The sequence below is a fragment of the Clostridium sp. MB05 genome (genome assembly GCF_046581255.1).
Classification (GTDB): domain Bacteria; phylum Bacillota; class Clostridia; order Clostridiales; family Clostridiaceae; genus Clostridium.
The window spans coordinates 75,947-94,272 of sequence record NZ_CP174370.1; the positions used below are offsets into that span (position 1 = coordinate 75,947).

General features: G+C 29.4%; 12 protein-coding genes. 1 reads left to right on the forward strand and 11 read right to left on the reverse strand.

The genetic code is table 11. The annotated features are described in order from the left end of the window. Window positions 1-44: 44 nt before the first annotated feature. The 3 genes from ACH36K_RS00425 to ACH36K_RS00435 form a co-directional block, all read right to left on the reverse strand. A complete protein-coding gene (locus ACH36K_RS00425) occupies window positions 45-1,523 on the reverse strand; it encodes an Lsa family ABC-F type ribosomal protection protein (protein ID WP_411169105.1) in 1,479 nt (492 codons plus the stop codon). A 474-nt stretch (window positions 1,524-1,997) separates the two neighbouring features. Beyond that, window positions 1,998-2,825: a metallophosphoesterase family protein gene (locus ACH36K_RS00430; RefSeq protein WP_322412564.1), complete on the reverse strand. Its 828-nt coding sequence runs from the start codon at window positions 2,823-2,825 to the stop codon at window positions 1,998-2,000. A gap of 196 nt (window positions 2,826-3,021) precedes the next feature. Continuing rightward, entirely contained in the window at window positions 3,022-3,912 is an 891-nt protein-coding gene (locus ACH36K_RS00435; protein WP_411169106.1) for a GGDEF domain-containing protein, read from the reverse strand. Between the two features lie 891 nt (window positions 3,913-4,803). On the opposite strand from ACH36K_RS00435, the gene ACH36K_RS00440 reads away from it, so the two are divergent. Continuing rightward, window positions 4,804-4,974, forward strand: coding sequence for a hypothetical protein (locus tag ACH36K_RS00440; RefSeq protein WP_411169107.1), 171 nt, complete (start codon window positions 4,804-4,806; stop codon window positions 4,972-4,974). Window positions 4,975-5,399: 425 nt separating this feature from the next. On the opposite strand, the gene rlmD is transcribed toward ACH36K_RS00440, so the two are convergent. From rlmD to ACH36K_RS00480, 8 genes are all read right to left on the reverse strand, one after another. After that, the gene (rlmD, locus tag ACH36K_RS00445; protein ID WP_411169108.1) at window positions 5,400-6,779 is read right to left on the reverse strand and encodes a 23S rRNA (uracil(1939)-C(5))-methyltransferase RlmD; all 1,380 of its coding nucleotides are present in this window, start codon (window positions 6,777-6,779) and stop codon (window positions 5,400-5,402) included. Between the two features lie 555 nt (window positions 6,780-7,334). After that, entirely contained in the window at window positions 7,335-8,753 is a 1,419-nt protein-coding gene (gene pyk / locus ACH36K_RS00450; RefSeq protein ID WP_411169109.1) for a pyruvate kinase, read from the reverse strand. A gap of 117 nt (window positions 8,754-8,870) precedes the next feature. Beyond that, window positions 8,871-9,830, reverse strand: coding sequence for a 6-phosphofructokinase (gene pfkA, locus ACH36K_RS00455; RefSeq protein WP_411169110.1), 960 nt, complete (start codon window positions 9,828-9,830; stop codon window positions 8,871-8,873). A 416-nt stretch (window positions 9,831-10,246) separates the two neighbouring features. After that, the gene (locus ACH36K_RS00460; RefSeq protein WP_411169111.1) at window positions 10,247-13,804 is read right to left on the reverse strand and encodes a DNA polymerase III subunit alpha; all 3,558 of its coding nucleotides are present in this window, start codon (window positions 13,802-13,804) and stop codon (window positions 10,247-10,249) included. A 33-nt stretch (window positions 13,805-13,837) separates the two neighbouring features. Continuing rightward, window positions 13,838-14,788, reverse strand: coding sequence for a DNA-binding protein WhiA (whiA, locus tag ACH36K_RS00465; RefSeq protein ID WP_411169112.1), 951 nt, complete (start codon window positions 14,786-14,788; stop codon window positions 13,838-13,840). A gap of 130 nt (window positions 14,789-14,918) precedes the next feature. After that, entirely contained in the window at window positions 14,919-16,274 is a 1,356-nt protein-coding gene (locus ACH36K_RS00470) for a gluconeogenesis factor YvcK family protein (RefSeq protein WP_411169113.1), read from the reverse strand. Then, the gene (gene rapZ, locus ACH36K_RS00475; RefSeq protein WP_411170637.1) at window positions 16,271-17,155 is read right to left on the reverse strand and encodes an RNase adapter RapZ; all 885 of its coding nucleotides are present in this window, start codon (window positions 17,153-17,155) and stop codon (window positions 16,271-16,273) included. The genes ACH36K_RS00470 and rapZ overlap by 4 nt, the downstream gene beginning before the upstream one ends. Before the next feature lie 311 nt (window positions 17,156-17,466). Next, window positions 17,467-18,255 carry a TIGR00266 family protein gene (locus ACH36K_RS00480; protein ID WP_411169114.1) on the reverse strand — a complete coding sequence of 263 codons (789 nt, stop codon included), beginning with the start codon at window positions 18,253-18,255 and terminating at the stop codon, window positions 17,467-17,469. Window positions 18,256-18,326: the final 71 nt, after the last annotated feature.

Genomic DNA, 18,326 nt, shown 5'->3' on the forward strand with positions numbered 1-18,326 from the left:
TACTTTTATATTCCCATCAAACATATTAATTGCCATTTCTACCTTTACAATTTTATTATTTTTGTTGCAACATTTTCACAAAATGCACTATCATGCTCAACAAACAAAATTGTAGGTTCATGTTCAATTAACAATTTCTCAATCTGCATACGAGAAATGACATCAATAAAATTCAATGGTTCATCCCAAATATACAAATGTGCCTGCTCAGATAAACTTTTTGCAAGCAATACCTTTTTCTTCTGTCCTCCACTAAAATCCTTGATATTCTTTTCAAACTGTTCTCTTGAAAAATCAAGTTTTCTAAGCATCGCTTTAAATAAACTCTCATCAATACAGTGTTTATCTGCATACTCAGATAAGTTACCATATAAATCTGAAGTATCTTGTGAAACATACGAAATGATTAACTTATTATTCTTTCTTACAATTCCACTATGGGGGATATCTTCTCCATAAATTAATTTCAATATACTTGATTTTCCGCTGCCATTCTTTCCTTCAATAGTAATTCTTTCGCCTTGCTCTATAGTGAAGTTTACTCCTTCACAGACAATTCTATCATCATATTCAATTGCAACACCTGTAAGTTCTACAAGCTTTTTATCATGGAAAGTGAGTGGTACTATTTTTAAGCTTTCATTAGATTCAATATTTTTAAGAAGCTTTGATTTTTCCTCAATCATGTTTTGTTGTCTAGCTTCTATATTTTTAGCACGCTTCATCATTTTTGCAGCTTTATGCCCAACATATCCTTTATCTAATTTACTCCCAGAATTAGTAGTTCCATACTTGCTGCTTTCAACACTATCTGACCACGTAGATGTACGTTTTGCCGAGCTAGAAAGTCTGTTAATATCCTTTTTCAATTTTTCGTTTTCTGCTAGCTCAAAACCATCTTGTAATTCTTTATTTCTCCACCATGAAGAAAAGTTTCCTTTTTGTATTTCAATATTAGTTTTATTAATAGACAAGATATGGTCAACACAATTATCCAAAAAAGATCTATCATGTGAAATCAGAATAAATCCTTTCTTTTTTTTCAAGTAATTACTTAGTTTTTGCCTAGCTTCAGCATCCAAATGATTGGTAGGCTCATCAATAAGTAAGAAGGAATTTTCCTTCAAAAACATAGCGCCCAACAATGCTTTGGTCTGCTCTCCTTTAGATAGTGTATAAAACTGTCTATATAAAGCATCGTAGTCCATATCTAACAAAGATAATTCTTTTACTATTTCCCAATCCATTGAATTTGGACTAATCTCTCTTATGACATCTATGGTGAAATTGCTTTGCTCCTGCACCTCATAAGGAAAATATTCAAAAGTCACATCAGCTGAAATGTTTCCATTATATTCGTACTTCTCAAGCAAAAGATTTAGAAAAGTAGTCTTTCCTCTTCCGTTTCTTCCAGTTAATCCCAATTTCCAATCGGTATCAATTTGAAAACTAACATTTTCAAAAATATTATCATAGCTACCTTCATAAGCAAAGGTTAGGTTTGTAACATTTATTAAAGACATATTTTTGTCCTCCTCTGTATTTAATAGTATAAATAACAAAGTCGGAACAATAGGCGACCTTGTTATTACTCCATATAAGTGTCACCTGCAGTATCCGACTCTATATGGAGATTATCATGTGTTAGTAAAGTGTCTTCATTTATCATAATATTATTTATCCTCCTTATTCGAATTTATTTATAAAAAAGTAAGAGCCGCAAGAATTAATTATTCTTACAGCTCATAGATATACGTAGTTAAGCTAATCATTATAGCATAGCACAAGTGTATATATTAAGAGAAAAAAGAATAACTTTCTTGCATAAGTACAACAAAACAAACAGAATACACCTGTTTATCTTTTTATTAAATGTACTTTAAAAATTAGCAAGAAAAATTAATCATTTTTTCACCTCAAATTTCAATTTTCTTATCATTATACCATTATACATAGAAAAAGTCAATAAAGAGTGAATCAAGAAAATCTATTTCTTCTTACTTGATGTTCACAGAATAATTTGAAACAGTTTTTCCTGAAAGATCTTTATAATAGAAATTAATATTTGTGCTATCACTGCTATTTATTAAATTTATAAGCAATCCATATGCTCCATTATTTCCTTGCTTCATTGATCCCATATTTGCATATGTGAAATTAATAGGAACTTCTGAAGAAGACTTGGAGCATTGTATAGTATCACCCTTCACTTTAACTGTACCATAATTTGTATCATTTTGAGAATGATTATGTCCCCAAAGGAATATTACGTTTCCATAATTATTAAGAAGAGAAAGGAGTTCTTCTGAATTTCCAATGGTTCTCTTCCCAAAATAATGAATAGGGCAATGAGAAACAACAAAAACTGGCTTCGATGAATTTATGTCATTTAAAGAAGATTTAAGATTCTCCATATCGTCAGTTGTAAAAGACTTACTTGATGAATCCATTACATATATAGCATAATTGCTATTGTTAACAACTAATCCTGAATCATATTTTCCTCCCTTCCCCTTATCATGGTTACCTTTTGCTAATATGGATGAAGTTCCGCTAAATTGGTTCTTCACATCAGAGACATAGGATTCTGCATCATCTGCACCTACATAATCACCACCAAAAATCATGTAATCCATCGATGTTGTAGTACTTTTCAAATTAGATAGCCATTGTGTCAAATTAGAAATCTTATGGTGGAGATCTGAAGTAACTCCAATATATGTAGTATCCTTTACAGTTTCTGAATAAACTGTTGGCGCATAAGAACTAACCAGTAACGTTAATATAATAAAAAATAATAGTTTGTTAAACTTTTTCATTTTCATGTAATCTTACGCTCCTTTCTATTGTTTTAATATATATTTTCCATGTCTTAACATAAAATATTTGTTAAATAATGTTCTATGTCTACTTATAGTATTAATAAAAAAACAAACATTATACTTGAATTTTATATTTATAAAGCAAGCTTTTCGACTTATGTGTTTCATGTAAATTATTTTAAATATAAGTATTCGTATACTATTTTATGCTCTTATTTCTACCTGCTTGTTTGCCTTCATACAGTTTTTTATCAGCATAATTTATCAAGCTTTTTATATCTATATCAAAGTTATCTTCATCTAATGTATATATACCAAAACTTGATGTAATATTAATCTTGTTATCTTCATATTCAAAAACTTTTTCTTCAACTTTTTTCCTTATCTTTTCTGATATTTCAAAAGCAGTATTACTGTCTGTATTGTCTAAAACAATAATAAATTCCTCTCCTCCATACCTTGCCACCCAATCACTATCTTTTCTTATTGAATTCTTAATTAATGAAGCAAACTCAAGCAATATACAATCCCCCGCTAAATGTCCATAGTTACTATTTATAGATTTAAAAAAATCTATATCTGCAATTATAATTGATAGTGGAGATTTTTGAGATGCACTTTTTAAAATATCTATTGGCAGCCTTTCATCAATAAAACGTCTATTATATACTCCTGTTAATTCATCTTTGATAATCTTATCATTCATTTCATTTATATAAAGCTGAATTTCCTCACTTGTTTTCTCAGAAAAATTTTCTATAATACCTGTATTTGTTACATCCTTTAACATTTCAAAAACATATTTCTTATTTTCCATAACTATAGGTGATGCCATTATCATATAAATTTTTTCTTTGTTATATTCAATTTTTACAAAAGTATCAGCTTCATTGTATGCTCTCATAGATATACAATTAGGGCAATATTCTTCAGATTTCCAAAAATCATAGCAACTATTATTTAAAATTTTAATTTTAGCTTTATCATAATGTACAGTTTTTTTCGTTAATGGGTCTACTATTCTTATAACATCATATAAATTTTCCAATATTGACAAATTGTCAGTTAAAGCATTTAAATATTTGTCCATTTTAACTCCTCCGATTTATCTTCAAGAATATTAAAACTTCTTCTGATTTTCAATAATGATATAGAGTATATCCTTTAATGTTTGCTTATTCATCTTTTTTATTTGCATTTATCTAAAAAAATTTTGCTTTATTTTTTCATTTTACTTAATTTTAGCGCCATTATGTTATCCTTTAATGGACCATTCCTTACTCTCGTTTTTTATTCTGAAGATATTCTAATATAATTTTGTTCATCATTTCACTTATTTCTTTCAGTTGCTTTCTATCTTTTTTATTTAAAATGTTTATATTTTAAATAACTTAACATGCTAGTTAATATCTAGTTTATTGAATGTATAATAGTGTCATTCCACCGTAAGAACTTTTTATAATCAAGTTTATTCTAGCATTTGTGAGTGAAGCCAACAAGTCAACATCTCATTAACTTTAACTTTAGTTGTATGATTTAATTATGCAAGTTTCTCTTATAACCCTGCTCAGCTTTATGCAGTATAGTCCTATTTCTTCAAATTACCGTTATTTATCTCACTAGTTATATTCTTCTCTTCTGTTTGTAACTTCATCTCATAGGCGTCTCATAACAGAAAAGAATTGCTTATTTCAGCAATTCCTTTCTGCTCTCCATCTTCATTTTTAGGAAAGCAAAGGCATAAAAAATAATTTATAATATAGTAAGAGTTATACAGTATATTATTTTACTTATTTCATTTTTCATCTGTACTATTATAAAAATAAATCAAAAAATATCTATATGATTATTGGAAGAGTGTAAATTAAATTAATTGATATATAAATAAAGGTAATAATATATCCAATGCCTCTACTTTTATCAAATAAGTTAAAACCAATCACATCATTATGAAGAATTTAATTAAATTGGGAGGAATAAGATGGAGATAGGTACACTATTAGAAGAACTTATTAATATAGCACAAATATCTAAAACAGATTTTGCTATTAGTATGAATATGACACCAAGTGGATTAATCAAAATCCTAACCGAAAGAAGACTGCCTCTTTTCAGAGAAAAAAGACTTATAGATTTTCTTATATTCTTCTGATACAGAAGTAATCCACAAGCCTAAATATTTTATAAATTCATCACTTTATCTTAAATCACCTAAATAATAGTTAATTCAAGTTAGAAGTTGATGTACATCATTGATTTTCTAAGAGTATATCTCGTGTAGTTACTACAAACCTCTATAGAGTAACCACAAGAAAGCACTTGATAAATAAGCACAATTCTTGATTTTGTTGCAAAGCATAAAACGGTAGCTTTAATTTTTCAAAAGCTACCGTTAGCAGGTTAATTTTCATTTTTGCATGAAGAATCTCTACCTTATCTATGCAAAGTTAGACCATAAAGTCCCCTAATGGACGCCCTAACTCTCTAACTTGAAATAAATGAGCAGTACTTTAATAGTCTTTTTTAGTAATCTAATTTATTAGAAAATCTACACTATTGTTATTAAGTTGATATAATTTATTTTCCATCTTGACCATAACTCGTCATCATTATCACCGTCTCCACATGTGATGTATGTGGAAACATATCAACAGGCTGAACTATTTCAGTCCTATATCCTTTTTCTTCTAATATCTTTAAGTCCCTTGATAAAGTACTTGGATCACAAGAAACATATACAACTTTTTTAGGCCTTGCTTTACCTATTGCTTCTAATAGTTTTATATCGCAGCCTTTTCTCGGTGGATCAACAACTATAACTTCTGGATTAATTCCTTTTTCCATTAGCTCTGGTATTATTTCTTCTGATTTTCCAACAAAGAATTCTACATTATTGACATTATTAATCCTAGCATTCTCATTTGCATTATCTATAGCTGCTTTTATTATTTCAACTCCATATACTTTTTTAGCTTTTTGAGAAAGAAATAGTGTTATTGTTCCTGTACCGCAATATGCATCAAAGACAGTTTCTTCTCCTGTTAAGTTTGCGTACTCTAAAGCTTTTGAGTATAAGACTTCTGTTTGAGCAGGATTTACTTGGAAGAATGAAAGTGGAGATATATTAAATTTAAAATCTCCTATGTAATCTGTTATTGTATCTTCTCCCCATAAGGTTATGCATCTTTCTCCTAATATTACATTAGTTTCTTTTTCATTTATATTTTGTATTATGCTTTTTATTCCATCTATCTCATTTTTTATTATATTTATAAACTCTTCTATATAAGGAACTTCTTTTTTTAATGTAACTAATACAACCATCACTTCATTTGTTTTAAAGCCTCTACGTATCATTATATGCCTAATTATGCCATTAGGGTTAAATTTTCCATCTATCGTTGCTGGTTGTATTTTGTATTTTTCTATCCATAGTCTTGTTAACTCTGCTACTTTATCTGCTACTTTATCTTGAATTAAGCAAGTATTTAAATCTATAATATCGTGACTTCTTGGTGCATAAAAACCTATTGCAAGCTTACCTTTTACTAAGCCAACTGGTAGTTGAACTTTATTCCTATATCTTTCTGGTTCCTCCATTCCTAATGGATATTTTACTATATCCTTTGATAATCCACCTATTTTATAAATGCAATCTTTAACTCTTTCCCATTTATAATCTAGTTGTTTTTTATAATTCATATGTTGAACAGAGCAACCCCCACATCTTTTATAATTTCTACATTTTGGCTCTATTCTATCTTTTGAAGCTTCTAAAACTTCTAATAACTTTCCATAGGCAAAATTCTTTTTAACTTTCATTATTAATACCCTTACTTTTTCTCCATATATAGCTCCTTCTATAAATATAGGATATCCATCTATCTTTGCTATACCTTCACCTTCGTAACCTACTCCTACTATATCTAAGATATATTCATTATTTTTTTCTACCAAAATAATCACCTCTTAAAATCTTATCTATCTATATGAAATCTTGTATACTCTCTAAAGTTTCATCTTATAATAGCATAAAAATATATAAAACAAAAGGTGCATATTAATAAGACACTTACCTTATTAATGAACACAATATATAATTCCTATAAATTTATTTTAGATAAAAAAAATGGCATCATAAGATGCCTAATTCAGAATTAGTTGCCATTTAATTCCTTTTTAATATTATTACAATATTCATTTCATAATATACATTATAACTTAAATATTATCAATATAATTATGAACTTTTTGTTAATTATCTGTTTTCATACTATTTTATAACTTATTTAATTCAAATTTTATACTAAATAGCAACTTTTTTCTTTATAATTGATAATGATTTTCTTTCGATTAAACATTTGTCAAATTTTAATTTCTTAATATATAAAAAAACTCTATGCTAATAGTTTATAACAAAACTATTAGCATAGAGGCTTATTTCTTAAATTAATTATTGTGTTAATAAGTAAGTTTTACTTAAGTTAAAAAGTAAAATTATACTTCTATTTTTTATTCAACTACGCTTATCTTTAATAAGTTAGTAGTTCCTACTTTATGAACTGGAACTCCAGCTGCTATAACAACTGTATCTCCTACATTAACAAAACCATTAGTTTGCGCAGCCTTAACTGATTCTTCCATCATTTCGTCAGTTGACTCCACTTTTCCTGCAACAACTGGGTAAACTCCGAAACATAATGCTAACTTCTTAGCAACTTTTTCATCTGGAGTTACTGCAACTATTGGACAATCTGGTCTACATTGTGATAATCTTCTAGCAGTTGCACCACTTTGAGTTGATGAAATAATAGCTGAAGCTTTTAATTCATTTGCAGCATTTGCAGCAGCTCTTGAAATAACTCCTGCTATAGCTGGAATATGCTTCTTAGCTTTTGAAACTGCAACTTCATAGCTTAATTGCTTTTCAGCTTCTACAGCTATTTTAGCCATAGTTTGAACAGCTTCTACTGGCCAATCTCCATTTGCTGATTCTCCAGATAACATTATAGCATCTGTTCCATCGTATATAGCATTAGCAACGTCAGATACTTCTGCTCTTGTAGGTCTTGGATTTCTTATCATAGAATCTAACATTTGAGTAGCTGTTATAACTGGTTTACCTACATGGTTACATTTTTCAATTATCATTTTTTGAACAGCTGGTAATTTTTCCATTGGTATTTCAACACCTAGATCTCCTCTAGCTACCATTATACCATCTGAAGCCTCTAATATAGAATCTATATTATCAACACCTTCTTGGTTTTCTATCTTTGAGAATATTTGAATATGCTCTCCACCATTTTCAACTAATATTGCTCTGATAGCTTCAACGTCTGATGCTTTTCTTATGAATGATGCAGCAACTAAGTTAACTCCAATTTCACAACCAAACTTTAAATCTGCTATATCTTTTTCTGTTAATGCTGGTAATTTAATTGAAACTCCAGGAACATTAACTCCTTTATGAGTACCTACAAATCCTGTATTTTTAACTTTACAATTAATTTTGTTACCTTCTACAGATTGAACTTCTAATCCTACTAAACCGTCATCTATTAATATAATATTACCAGGCTTAACATCATTAGCTAATCCTTCATATGTTACTGTACATTGTGTTGTATCTCCAATTACATCTCCACCTGCATATATTACAAAGTCATCACCTGACTTTAACTCTACTTTTTTAGGTTCGAATTTTCCAGTTCTTATTTCTGGTCCCTTAGTATCTAACATTATAGCTATTTCTTTATTGTGTTTTTTAGCTAATTCTTTAACCAAATTAATTCTTTGTGCATGTTCCTCATGATCTCCATGTGAGAAATTATGTCTTGATGCATTCATTCCAGCTTCTATTATTTTTGATAATATTTCTGGATTTTCGCTAGCTGGTCCTACAGTACAAATCATCTTAGTTTTTCTCATGTAATAACACTCCTTTAATTTACGCATGTAATTTTTATTGTTAGTTTGATTAAATATTATTAAATCGACTAAATATAGTCATATATAATTTGAGTAATAAAATCAAATATGTATATTCTAAGATGAAATTTCGTTTGCTATGTCAAATAATTTTTCATCAAATGTTCTATCTAATGCCAATGCTTCATCTATATCTTGATCAATTATCTCATTATTTTTTATTCCTATTACTCTTGAAGTTTTTCCTTCTAAAAGAACTTCTACAGCCTTAGCTCCCATTTTAGATGCTAAAACTCTATCAGTAGCTGTTGGACTTCCACCTCTTTGAATATGTCCTAGTATTGTTGCTCTTGTTTCAATTCCTGTAACACCTTCAACATATTTTGCTAATTCTTGAGCTCCACCTACACCTTCAGCTAATAAAACTAAATTGTGTATTTTCCCCTTTTGTTTTCCTTCTAATATTATTTTGCAAAGTTCTTCTTTTGAAAATCCTTTTTCTGGAGTTATTATATATTCAGCTCCACCTGCTATACCTGCATATAAAGCTAAATCTCCACAGTCTCTTCCCATTACTTCAACTATTGAAACTCTTTCGTGAGAAGTTGATGTATCTCTAATTTTATCTATAGCATCTATTATTGTATTTAAAGCTGTATCAAAACCTATAGTAAAGTCAGTGTAAGTTAAGTCATTATCTATTGTTCCTGGTAAACCTACAGTTTTAACCCCTAACTTTGATAAAAGTTTAGCTCCTGTAAATGAACCATCTCCACCAATTACTACTAATGCATCTACACCATATGCTTTTAATATTTTGGTAGCCTTAACTCTTACCTCTTCTTTTTTAAATTCAACACATCTAGCAGTTCTTAAAATAGTTCCTCCCCTATGGATTATGTCAGATACTGATGATCTATCCATAGTAAATAATTCTCCATTAACTAAACCACTATATCCTCTTTGAACGCCCATTACTTCTATGCCATGATGTAAAGCAGTTCTTACAACGGCTCTTATTGCTGCGTTCATTCCTGGAGCATCTCCACCACTAGTTAAAATAGCTATTTTTTTCATGTTGTTTCCTCCTTAACACCACCGGGACAAAGGTTGTCCCACATTCTGTGGAATTATCCATTTTTTTATTTACTATAATAATTTTTTTGCACTATATTAATTTAAATTTTCTTACTAATTTTTATTACCTTATTTATTTTACTTGCTACTCTAAGTTTATGCAACTAAAATAAATATATTATTAACGATTTTATACATTATTACGATTTTTATCGACTTTTTTATACTTTCTTAAGTATATTATAACCTAATTAATTATAATTTATATATTAATTAATAAATTTTTCTTAATTAATCATTGTAAATTTTTTCATTTCACAATTCATTAATATTACATCTAAAATTGTAAATTTTTCACAATATAATTTAAGGGAAAGAGAGTTTTATCTCCTTCCCATTTTTGATACTAGCTTTAATTATTCTATAACTTTAACATTATCTTCACCAGCAAGTTCTCTAAAATAAATTACTGCATCCGATTCTAAGTTAATCCATATATCCTTTGACATTCTATAACTCTTCTTATCATTTGCTGTAAACACAAATACGGTTGTATCTCCTTTAAATTCTTTTGGCATAGTTCGCAATTCTTTCATCATGTTCTTGCCTTCATCTAAATTATTTACTCTAATATAGACCTTAGCTGTATTTATCTTCTCTAAAGGCTCCATTGTTTCACATATAAGCTTTGGCAACTCATCTTCTTTTATGCTTACTCTTCCTTTTATTACAACTAAACTGTCTTCTTTTACAAATTCTCTAACTTTATCTAAAGTTTTAGGAAATACTATGACTTCAATAGTACCTGTTAAATCTTCTAACTTTAAAAAGGCCATCATTGAATTACTTCTTGTTATTTTTTGATTTGCTTCTGCAACTATTCCTCCAAGAATAATCCTTTCCTCATCGTGTATTATATCTTCTGGTAATTCAATATTATTATATGCATCTTGAATTATTTCGTAGGATTTATATATCTTTTCTATATTAGTCGTTGTTTGAACTCTTAAACTCTCAGCATATTCATCTAAAGGATGTCCTGATAGATATAGCCCTGTCATTTCTTTTTCCATATCTAAAAGATTTTTCTTTGAAAATTCTCTTATATTAGGATAACTTACCTCGGGGATATCTAAAACTTCTTCCTCTAAGCCAAATAAACTTATTTGTCCATCTATATTTCTCTTCTTTTCACTTGAAACTCCATCCATTAGTTTTTCATATACTGCTAAAAGTTTTGATCTAAATACATTAAAGTAATCTAAAGCACCTGCTTTTATTAAACTTTCGATTGCTCTTTTATTTACAGCAGATAAATCTATCTTATTTATAAAATCTATTAATGACTCAAAATTTCCTTTTTCACTTCTTGACGCAACAATAGTCTCAACAACATTATAACCAACATTTTTTATAGCTGCTAATCCAAATCTAATTTTATCACCTTTTACTGTAAATTTAGAATAACTTTCATTAATATCTGGTGGTAACACTTGAATTCCTAGACTTTCTGCAAAGTTAATATAATGTGCTACCTTTTCACTTGTTCCCATAACAGAGTTAAGCATTGCTGCTATTGTTTCTACAGGATAGTATTTCATTAAATATGCAGTTTGATACCCTATAACTGCATAGGCTGCTGCGTGAGATTTATTAAACGCATACGAAGCAAAGTCCATCATCTGATCGAATATTTTATTTGCAGCTTCTTCTGATATCCCATTTCTTTTACAGCCTGGAACTTCTATATTTCCTTCTTCATCTACAACTCCATATATAAAGTTTTTTCTTTCCTCCTCCATGACCTTGTGTTTCTTTTTAGACATCGCTCTTCTTACAAGGTCACTTCTTCCCATAGAATATCCAGCTAGTTTTCTAACTATTTCCATTACTTGTTCCTGATAAACCATTACTCCATAAGTAACATTTAATATGTCTTCTAACTCTGAAGTCTCGTATTGAGCTTTATCAGGACTTTGCTTACATTCTACATATCTTGGTATTTCTGCCATAGGTCCTGGTCTATATAAAGATATTCCAGCTATTATATCTTCCAGACAATCAGGTTTTAGCTCTTTCATGAAGGAAGTCATTCCTGGTGATTCTAATTGAAAGACACCTGCTGTTTTTCCTTCTCCAAGCATTTTATAAACTTCTTTATCCTCAAAATTTATTTTATCTAAATTTATTTCTATTTCTTGATTTTCTTTAATCATTTTAACAGCATCATTCATAACTGTTAGTGTTCTTAGACCAAGGAAATCCATTTTCAGTAATCCAAGCTCTTCTAATGTTGTCATATCAAATTGAGCTACTATTGATTCATCATTTTTTTGCAGAGGAACATATTCAACTAAAGGCTTAGATGCTATAACTACTCCTGCTGCATGTGTTGATGAATGTCTAGGTAAGCCTTCTAAATCTTTGCTTACATCTATTAACTCTTTAACTCTTTCATCAGTATTATATGCTGCCTTTAACTCTGGATTTATTTCTAAAGCTTTATCTATTGTTATTCCTAGCATAGTAGGAATCATCTTAGCTATTTTATCTACCTCTGCATAAGAGTAATTCATAGCTCTACCAACATCTCTTATGCAAGCTCTTGGAGCCATTGTTCCAAAAGTTATAATCTGAGAAACATTATCTACTCCATATTTATCTACAACATAATCAATAACTTCTTGTCGTCTTTCATAACAAAAATCCGAATCTATATCTGGCATACTTACTCTTTCAGGATTTAAAAATCTTTCAAAAAGTAAGCTATATTTTATTGGATCTATTTTTGTTATACCTAAAGTATAGGCTACTATTGAACCTGCTGCAGATCCACGCCCCGGTCCCGTTGGAATTCCATTATCTGTTGAGAATTTTATAAAATCCCAAGTAATTAAAAAGTAATCTACATATCCCATCTGCTTGATTACTGATAGTTCATATTCTAATCTTTTAATGTATCCACAAGCTTCTTCATTTGTTTTATAATAATCCACAAGCTCTTCCACATTTAGTGGTTTATTTATAAATTCTTTAAAAACTTCGTATCTTTCAATTAATCCAGAATAACAAACCTCTTTTAAATAATCATAAGGTTCAATTCCTTCTGGAACTGGGAATTTAGGAAGTTTTGACACATGGAATTCATAATCAAAATTGCATTCCTCTGCAATTTTAGTTGTATTTTCTAGAGCCTCTGGAATATATGAAAACATATCCCACATTTCTTCTGGAGATTTTAAGTAAAATTGGTCTGAAGGATACCTTCTTCTATTTGGATCATCAATAGTTTTTCCTGTTTGAATACACATTAATACATCATGTGATTCAGAATCTCTTTGATTTATATAATGAACATCATTAGTCGCTACTAAAGGAATATCTGTTTCCTTTGCTAACTTAATGTTTGCTTCTGTAACCTTTCGCTGCTCATCCATCCCATGATTTTGTATCTCAAGATAGAATCTATCTTTAAAAATATCTTTATATAGAAGAGCTACTTCTTTAGCTTTTTCATAGTTATCTTTAAGGTGCCATGACTGAACCTCTCCCCCTAAGCAAGCACTTAAAGCTATAAGTCCTTCACTATGACTTCTTAAAAATTCACGATCTACTCTTGGCTTGTAGTAAAATCCTCTTATAGATGCTTGAGATACAATCTCCATAAGATTTTTATATCCTTCTTCATTTTTAACTAATAAAACTAGGTGATGGGTGCTATTTTCTTTATCATTAATCTTAATATCCATAGACTTTGCAGCCACGTATATTTCACAACCAAGTATAGGCTTAATTCCTTGTTCAATAGCTTCTTTATAAAAAGCAACACACCCATACATAACACCATGGTCAGTTATAGCTATACTATCCATACCTAGTTCTTTAGCTTTATTTATTAACTTTTTAATCTTTCCTGAACCATCAAGTAAACTATATTCAGTGTGGAGATGTAGATGTGTAAATTTTTTACTCAACTAAAACACCACCTTTGTTTATTTATATATTTCTTAGTAAGTTCCTGATCTAACTTCTTCTGCTATTTTTTCTATTTTTCTTAATCTATGATTTACTCCAGACTTACCTACTGGAGGATTAAGCATTTCTCCAAGCTCTTTTAAAGATTCATCTGGATAGCTTAATCTAAGTTCTGCTATTTCTCTTAAGTTTTTTGGTAATCTTTGAAGTCCTATTTCTCTTTGTATTAACTTTATGCTTTCAACTTGCCTTACTGCTGCATTAACTGTTTTGCTTAAATTAGCCGTTTCACAATTTACAAGTCTATTTACATTATTTCTCATCTCCTTCATTATTCTTATGTTTTCTAATTCTAATAAAGAAGTATGTGCACCTATTATGCCTAAAAGGTTAGATATTTGCTCTCCTTCCTTTAAGTAAATAATATAACTGTTTTTTCTTTGAATTACTTTTGAATTTAATCCAAAAGTATTTATTAAAACAGATAAATCTTTAGCATAATCTTCACTATGAGTAACAAATTCTAGGTGATAAGTTTTTTCTGGATTGGTTATACTACCACCACCTACAAAGGCTCCTCTTACATATGCTCTTTTTAATTCATCTGTCTTAACCATATTTTCATCTATTCTATAATCCAAAGTTAATACGCCTTCTACTTCTGTAAGTATTCCTGTCTCTCTTAAAAGATTTCTAACTCCCATATTTTCTTCTATAAGTACCATATATATATTATTTTTCTTTAGGGAATTACTCTTTTTAACCATTAATTTTGAATGTATATTAAAATGCTCCTTAAGTAAGCTAAATATATGCCTTGCAGACGCTGGATTTTCAGTAGTAATTCTAAATGCTAACCCTAACCCACTAAATGATATAGTTCCACTTACTTTCATTATTGCTGATATCTCAGCTAATGCTTCTTCTTTTGTTAATTCTGAATGCCTGCAAATTTCTCCTTTTACCTTTGATGAAAATGACATATGGCCTATTTCTCCTTATTATCTATTCTTATCATGTAATTATATCATAAACACTAATAAAAATTTAGATGTAAATTATAGCTTTAGGATAGTTTTCTATATTATAAAAAGAACCAAGAAGGTATAATTCTTAGTTCCTTTTATTGTTAAGCTTATTTTTTTTCTCTCTTTCTTTAATTCTTTGTGATACATACATATATTCTATTATTTTCTTTCTATCATACAATAACTTTTTCTCCATTATTGTATCAACTAAAACTTCTGCTAAATACTCTGAATCGTGCTTAACATAACCTTTTTCTATCTTTGCTAATGATGCCTCAACTACTTCTACTCCTAAGGCCTTTATTTCCTTCATATCTAATTCTACTAATTGAGAATTATCTAATAAGTATTTCTTTTTTACATCATCGGGAATATCTCCTCTATTTGCTATAACATAATCTATAATTCCTCTTCCAGCATACTTTTTTAATATCTTAATATGATCTGATGCTTTAAACCCATGTGTTTCTCCTGGTTGAGTCATTATATTAGATATATATATTTTAATTGCATAGCTTTTTCTTATACTTTCTGATATATCTTTTACTAATAAATTAGGAATTATACTTGTATAAAGACTTCCTGGTCCTAATACTATTGCATCTGCTTCCTCTATTGCTTTTATTGCATCCTCTAATGGCTTTGCATCCTTTGGCTCTATCATAAGCTTCTTTATTCTTGAATTTTGTCTTAACACTTCATCTGGAATTTGAGATTCTCCTTCTACTTTATTTCCATTCTCAAGCTCTGCGATAAGCTTCATATCCTCTAAGGTAACTGGTAAAACTTTCCCCGTTACCGCTAGTACTGAGCTCATCTTTTGAATCGCATCTTCAAAATTGTCACTTACCCCATCCATTGCTGCTAAAAACAAGTTACCAAAGCTTTGATTTTTAAGTCTTCCATCCGGAAATCTATATTGGAGTAACTCCTCCATTAATGGCTCTGTATCTGCTAAAGCTAAAATACAGTTTCTTATATCTCCAGGAGGAAGCATACCAAGATCTTCTCTTAAGTCCCCAGATCCTCCACCATCATCGGCAACTGTTACTATTGCTGTTATATTAGATGTATAATATTTTAATCCTCTAAGCATAGTGGATAATCCTGTTCCTCCACCAACAACTACAATCTTAGGTCCTTTTACTAATAATCTCTTCTCATAAATAAGATTTTCCATCTTTCTGCTATCTAAAGACAACTGAATATAACCCTTATTAGTAAGTGCTATTATAGATTTCATGCTCTCTACTACTGATATATATATAACGAATATTCCTGTTATATTTAGGAATATATAAAATACTTTATAGTAAAAATCATAAACTCTACGCATTGCTAGTTCAGTAAAGCCAAAGGCAATTAATAGTATTCCAAATATTCCAAAGAAAATCCACCTTTTAATTCTAACCCCTGGCTTTAACCAATCTTTAATACTCATAGTTTTTTAGCTCCTTGGTGTACATCTTCTATTATATCTCTATGTTCAACTGAAGCATTATAATTTCTTTCTAATAATTTTTTATATAAAGCATTAGCTATAGCTACTGATCTATGTCTTCCACCAGTACATCCTACAGATATTATAAGTTGTCTTTTACCCTCTTTCTTATAGTTAGGTATTAGGAAATCCAACATATCATCTGCTCTTTTTATAAATCCTTTAGTTTCTTCTTGCTTTAATACATAATCCTTTACTGGTTCATCATTTCCTGAATAAGGCTTAAGCTCCGCTATATAAAATGGATTTGGTATAAATCTAACATCAAATACTAAATCTGAGTCAACTGGTATTCCATATTTAAATCCAAAGCTTAAAACAGTTACTGAAAGTTGCTTTTCAGGTTGCTTCATATCTCCATAATTTTTGTTCATTTCTTCTCTTAAATCTCTAATTGCATATTTTGATGTATCTATAATTATATCTGCTCTATCTTTTACTTCTCTTAATCTATTTCTTTCTTCATTAATCCCTGTAATAACCCTACTTCCTGGTGCTAATGGGTGACTTCTTCTAGATTCCTTAAATCTCTTAACTAAAATCTCATCTGATGCGTCTAAAAATAATATTTCATATTTAAAATCTTGTCTCTTTAAGTAATTTAAGCTTTCAAATAAATCATCAAAGAATATTCCACCTCTTATATCTATAACTAAAGCGACTTTATTAATTTTTCCTTGACTTTGAACACAAGCTTCTGCAAACTTTGGTATTAACTTTGGAGGAAGATTATCTACACAAAAGTATCCCATATCTTCAAGGCTTCTTGTTGCTTCTGTCTTGCCTGCTCCTGATAATCCTGTAACTATTATAAATCTCATCATGCTGCCTCCTTTTAATTTGAAGATTATATGATTAAATTATATCATATTAAGCTTATTTATATAAGTTATAATAAATATTATAACTATACCTAAGCAGTAATATCTTTTCTATAAAATAAGATTTTTATTTAAAGACCCTAGATGAAGAATAAAAAATAAGTTAAAAGAGAAAAGCTGTCACTCCTCTCATTTTAACTTATTTTATATCTCTTTCTTTTATAATATCATATAGTAGCTTACTAAATTCAGCTCTTCAGTTCCTACACTAATTCTTATTCACTTAGACATATCTAATAAATATTTTGTGATTAATTCTCAAAAAGACTTCCTAAACTTCCAAGAACACTACCTTGATCAACTGACTTTCCCATATTCTGTGGTGTAGCTGCATAAATTCTAGAAGCTAATTTACTAAATGGTAGACTTTGAATCCAAACTTCCCCTGGGCCTGTTAAAGTTGCAAAAAATAATCCTTCTCCTCCAAATACAGCATTTTTAAATCCACCTACAAATTGTATATCATAATTTACATTTTGAGTTATTGCAACTAAACATCCTGTATCTATTTTTATGGTTTCTCCAGGCATTAATGTTTTCTTTACAATAGTACCCCCAGCATGTATAAATGCTAATCCGTCCCCTTCTAATTTTTGAAGAATAAATCCTTCTCCGCCAAAAAATCCTGTTCCAAGCTTCTTTGTAAATTCTATCCCTACACTTACTCCTTTTGCACAGCATAAAAATGAATCTTTCTGACAAATTAACCTACCACCTAATTGTCTTAAATCCATAGCCATTATTTTCCCTGGGTAAGGAGCTGCAAATGCTACTTTTTGTTTTAAAACACCTGAATTAGTAAAAGCAGTCATAAACAAGCTTTCACCAGTCATAACTCTTTTAGCTGCTCCTCCAAGCTTTCCAAAAAAACCACCTTGAGATTTTTCACTTCCATCTCCAAAAATAGTTTCCATAGTTATACTATTATCCATCATCATCATTGCACCAGCTTCTGCAACTACAGTTTCTCTTGGATCTAATTCAATTTCTACATATTGCATTTCATTTCCTACAATTTCATAATCTACTTCATGAGCCATTATTATTTACCTCTCTTAAATAAATTTTATAAAATATAGTATATTATTAATAATATAAATATAGTACACTT